Origin of the sequence: Tardiphaga sp., from assembly GCF_025356345.1 — a bacterium.
Classification (GTDB): Bacteria; Pseudomonadota; Alphaproteobacteria; order Rhizobiales; family Xanthobacteraceae; genus Tardiphaga.
On sequence record NZ_JANXTC010000258.1, the window covers coordinates 1 to 3,630 of the forward strand.

The following is a 3,630-nucleotide window of genomic DNA, read 5'->3' on the forward strand; positions in this document are numbered from 1 at the left end:
GTCGGGCCCGGCGGCACCGGTGCCGATTATATCAACTGCCCGATGACCAGGAACCAGTACGAGGCGTTCATCGACGCGCTGCTGTCCGGCGAAAAGACCGACTTCAAGGAGTGGGAGCAGAACACCCCCTACTTCGATGGCTGCCTGCCCATCGAAGTGATGGCCGAGCGTGGCCGCGAGACCTTGCGTCACGGCCCGATGAAGCCGGTCGGCCTGACCAATCCGCGCGACCCCACGGTGAAGGCCTACGCCATCGTGCAGCTGCGCCAGGACAACAAGCTCGGCACGCTCTACAACATCGTCGGTTTCCAGACCAAGCTCAAATATGGCGCGCAGATGGGCGTGCTGCGGATGATTCCAGGGTTGCAGAATGCCGAATTCGCGCGGCTCGGCGGCCTGCATCGCAACACGTTCCTCAACTCGCCAAAACTGCTCGACGAGCAGCTGCGGCTGCGCGCGCAGCCGCGGCTACGTTTCGCCGGCCAGATGACCGGCTGCGAAGGCTATGTCGAATCCGCCAGCGTCGGGCTGATGGCCGGGCTCTACGCCGCCGCCGACGCCAAAGGCGAGCATTTGGCGCCGCCGCCGGTGACCACGGCGCTGGGCTCGCTGCTCGGCCACATCACCGGTGGCCATATCGAGACAATCGACGCCGGCCCGCGCTCGTTTCAGCCGATGAACATCAATTTCGGACTGTTTCCGCCGCTGGCGCAGGCGCCGACCAAGAACGCCGAAGGCGGCCGGCTGCGCGGCAACGAAAAGACCGTCGCCAAGAAGCAGGCGATGAGCGCCCGCGCGCTGGCGGACATGGATGGCTGGATCGCCGCCCACCTGCCCGCCGCCGCTGTTGCCGCGTGATATTAGCGGCGTTGTATTTCAGGAAACCGTCATGAGTTTGCCGAAACAGGACACAGCCATGCTGTCCGCCCAATGGACCGAAGGCGTGCTGCTGAAACGCGACGTGTTCTCGACCGTCGAGCGCGGCCGCTTTCGCAATCAGGGCGGCGAGGTCGATGCCGTGCTGCGCCGGCTCGACCAGGTGCCGTGGTGGTCCTATGTCGTCGCGCAACATCTCTTCACCCGCGAACGCCGTGCTTTGACGCTGGCGCGTGATCTTCATGTCGGGCCGGAATTGCTGTGGGCCGGCGAGCAGGCACTGGTGCGCGGCTTCATCGACGGCGTGGCATTGCATCTCGCCAAGCCATTCAATGACCGCAGCTACTTTTATTCCGCCAAACTCGCATTGCGCAAACTGCATCGCATGGGCGTCTGCCACAATGATCTGGCGAAAGAACAGAACTGGCTACGCGGCACCGATGGCCTCGCTTATGTCACCGATTTCCAGCTCGCCGTCTGCTTCAAGAGCCGCAGCCGGCTGTTTCGCATCGCGGCTTACGAAGACCTCCGCCATCTCCTGAAGCACAAGCGCTCCTACGCACCGGAACTGCTGACGCCGAAGGAGAAGCAGATCCTTGCCAAGAAGTCGCTGTTCGCGCGGATCTGGCTGATGACCGGCAAGAAGGTCTATCGCGGCATCACCCGCGGCATCTTCAATTTCACCGACCGCGAAGGTGGCGGCCGTCGCCTCGTCAATGATGCGCCGCCGCTGACCGAAATGATCCGGCTAAATCCGGCTGTGCGCGACGTCGCTATCGTCGCCTTCGCCGACCGCCGCAGCGGTGTCGGCCTGTACGCCTTTGTCGAGGCCGACGACGTCGCGCTTGAGCCTAAGCTGCAGGCCACACTCGCCGCCGCCCGGGGGCCGAAGCCGCCGGAGCATCTGCAGGTGATCCCGGCGCTGCCGCGCGACGCGGCCGGACAAATCCGCACCGAGATCCTGCAACTGGTGGCGATGAACCAGCTCGATCTGATCGAGCCGCTGATGAGCAGCGAGGCGGATCGGGTGTTCCTGAAGGGCATTCTGGAATCGCGGAAGAATTTACGCGACCGGTTCAATTTCGAGACGCCGGCGGCGTAACAACTGAAACCCGTACCCGTCAGCCGTCATCGCGAGGAGCCAACGGGTCCGGCTTCGCCGGCCCGATGATAAACTCCGCGACGCGGCGATCCAGAGCCACAAGCGAAGACTGGATTGCTTCGTCGCAACGGCTCCTCGCAATGACGGCTGATAGGCGGGTGGGCAATTCTGAGCTACGAGAACGCCTTCGAACTCGACGCCCGCCACAGTCCCCACAGCGTCTGCAAGCGCGACGGCACCTGCCGCGCGAACGGATCGTGCTCCGCCCCCGTCAGCCGTTCCAGATCGCGCTTCACCAGCGCCAGCGGCAGGAAGGCGCGACGCGTCTCCGCCGGCAGTTGCGGCAACAGCGCTTCCGCCAGCGCGAGCTGGGCGCGGGCGCCTGATATCAATTGATCGAGCGTCGCGCGGATCGCCGGCGTCAGCCGGCCGGCAAAGACTTCTTCGGAGCTGCCGTCATTCTGGATCAGCATGTCCCGCGGCAGATACATCTGCCGTCGCGCGGAATCCTGCGGCAGCGTCGCGATGATCCGAACCACGCCCTGCGCCAGACCGCCATGGTCGGCGGCCTGCTCGGTCGCTTCCGAGGTCGCGCCCAGAATTTTCGCCGACAGCGCCAGCAGCGTCGAGAACGTATCGCCGAAATGACTCTCGAGCACGCCCAGATCCGGCATCGGATCATGGTAGAGATCGAACACATGCGCATCGATCAGCTTCGTCAATCGGTCGAGCGGCAGATCGTGGGTCCGGACCGCGAGCAGCAGTTCGGCGGCCACCGGATTGTTCTCGACATCGCCGTGGCCGATACCGGCCAGCGTGTCGGTCCACCATTGCAGGCGGATCTCGCCGGGCAGCGGCTGGCTGACCTGGTCGCGAATCCGGCAAATCTCCGCGTTGAAGGCATAGAGCGCGAGCAGCGCGCGGCGCCTGTCGTTCGGCACGAACAGCGTCGTCGCGTAACGTCCGAAATCATGGCTTCGCACCAGTTCGGCGCAAAACGCCGCGGCATCGGTGCCGGCGCTCATGCGACCGCGATCAACGCCGCCGCGACGCGGCGACGCTCGCCGAACATCACATTATACGTACGGATCGCGGGGCCGGTCTGCATCGCATCGATCACGACATGGACGTTGCGCAGGGCCTCGCGCAGGTCGCGCGGCACGATCCAGACCTCATTGCCGGTGCCGATAATCAGGGTGTCGATACCCGCGGCATTCTCGAACACGCGCTTCAGCGCGTGACGGTCGATATCGGCTGGTTTCGTGACCGCCCAGGCCCAGATCGCATCGGGCAGGCACAATAGCGAGCCCTGATGCGACATGGTGTCGAAATGGAAGCCGCCCTTGCCATAGGCCTCGATGCCCGCGGAGCGCGGCAGATGCGGTGCCTCGGGAGGTACCGGCATGTTCAGCCCTTCTTCGAATGGTCCGGCGCGGTGTCGCGCTTTTCGCCAACGCCGAGATAGATCAGGATCGGTGCCGCGATGAAGATCGAGGTATAGGTGCCGACCAGAACCACGCCGAACATCATGACCGCGGTGAAGGAGTGGATCGCGTTGCCGCCGAACAGCAGCAGCGCCAGCAACGCCAGCGTCACCGTGACGTGGGTGATGATCGAGCGCGACAGCGTCGAATTGATCGACTCGTTGAGCA

At 64.4% G+C, this 3,630-nt stretch carries 4 protein-coding genes and 1 pseudogene; 2 read left to right on the forward strand and 3 right to left on the reverse strand.

Features of this window, described 5'->3' with window-relative positions:
- Positions 1 to 858, forward strand: an 858-nt coding sequence (gene trmFO, locus Q0S16_RS15815; protein WP_295849920.1) for a methylenetetrahydrofolate--tRNA-(uracil(54)-C(5))-methyltransferase (FADH(2)-oxidizing) TrmFO, incomplete at its 5' end; no start/stop codon positions are given.
- A 31-nt stretch (positions 859 to 889) separates the two neighbouring features.
- Positions 890 to 1,978 carry a serine/threonine protein kinase gene (locus tag Q0S16_RS15820; protein WP_295849922.1) on the forward strand — a complete coding sequence of 363 codons (1,089 nt, stop codon included), beginning with the start codon at positions 890 to 892 and terminating at the stop codon, positions 1,976 to 1,978.
- Positions 1,979 to 2,151: 173 nt separating this feature from the next.
- Here Q0S16_RS15820 and Q0S16_RS15825 read toward each other — a convergent pair whose 3' ends face one another.
- The 3 genes and pseudogenes from Q0S16_RS15825 to Q0S16_RS15835 form a co-directional block, all read right to left on the reverse strand.
- On the reverse strand, positions 2,152 to 3,003 hold the full coding sequence (locus Q0S16_RS15825) for a phytoene/squalene synthase family protein (protein ID WP_295849925.1): 852 nt from the start codon (positions 3,001 to 3,003) through the stop codon (positions 2,152 to 2,154).
- Complete coding sequence (locus Q0S16_RS15830; protein ID WP_295849927.1) at positions 3,000 to 3,383, reverse strand: Mth938-like domain-containing protein; 384 nt, start codon at positions 3,381 to 3,383, stop codon at positions 3,000 to 3,002. Before Q0S16_RS15830 ends, Q0S16_RS15825 begins: the two co-directional genes overlap by 4 nt.
- A 2-nt stretch (positions 3,384 to 3,385) precedes the next feature.
- A pseudogene (locus Q0S16_RS15835) lies at positions 3,386 to 3,630 on the reverse strand (protein translocase subunit SecF); the annotation flags it as partial.

Coding starts and splice junctions, on each gene's coding strand:
- Q0S16_RS15820 (WP_295849922.1), top strand. CDS start 890: ATGAGTTTGCCGAAACAGGACACAGCCATGCTGTCCGCCCAATGGACC.
- Q0S16_RS15825 (WP_295849925.1), bottom strand. CDS start 3,003: ATGAGCGCCGGCACCGATGCCGCGGCGTTTTGCGCCGAACTGGTGCGA.
- Q0S16_RS15830 (WP_295849927.1), bottom strand. CDS start 3,383: ATGCCGGTACCTCCCGAGGCACCGCATCTGCCGCGCTCCGCGGGCATC.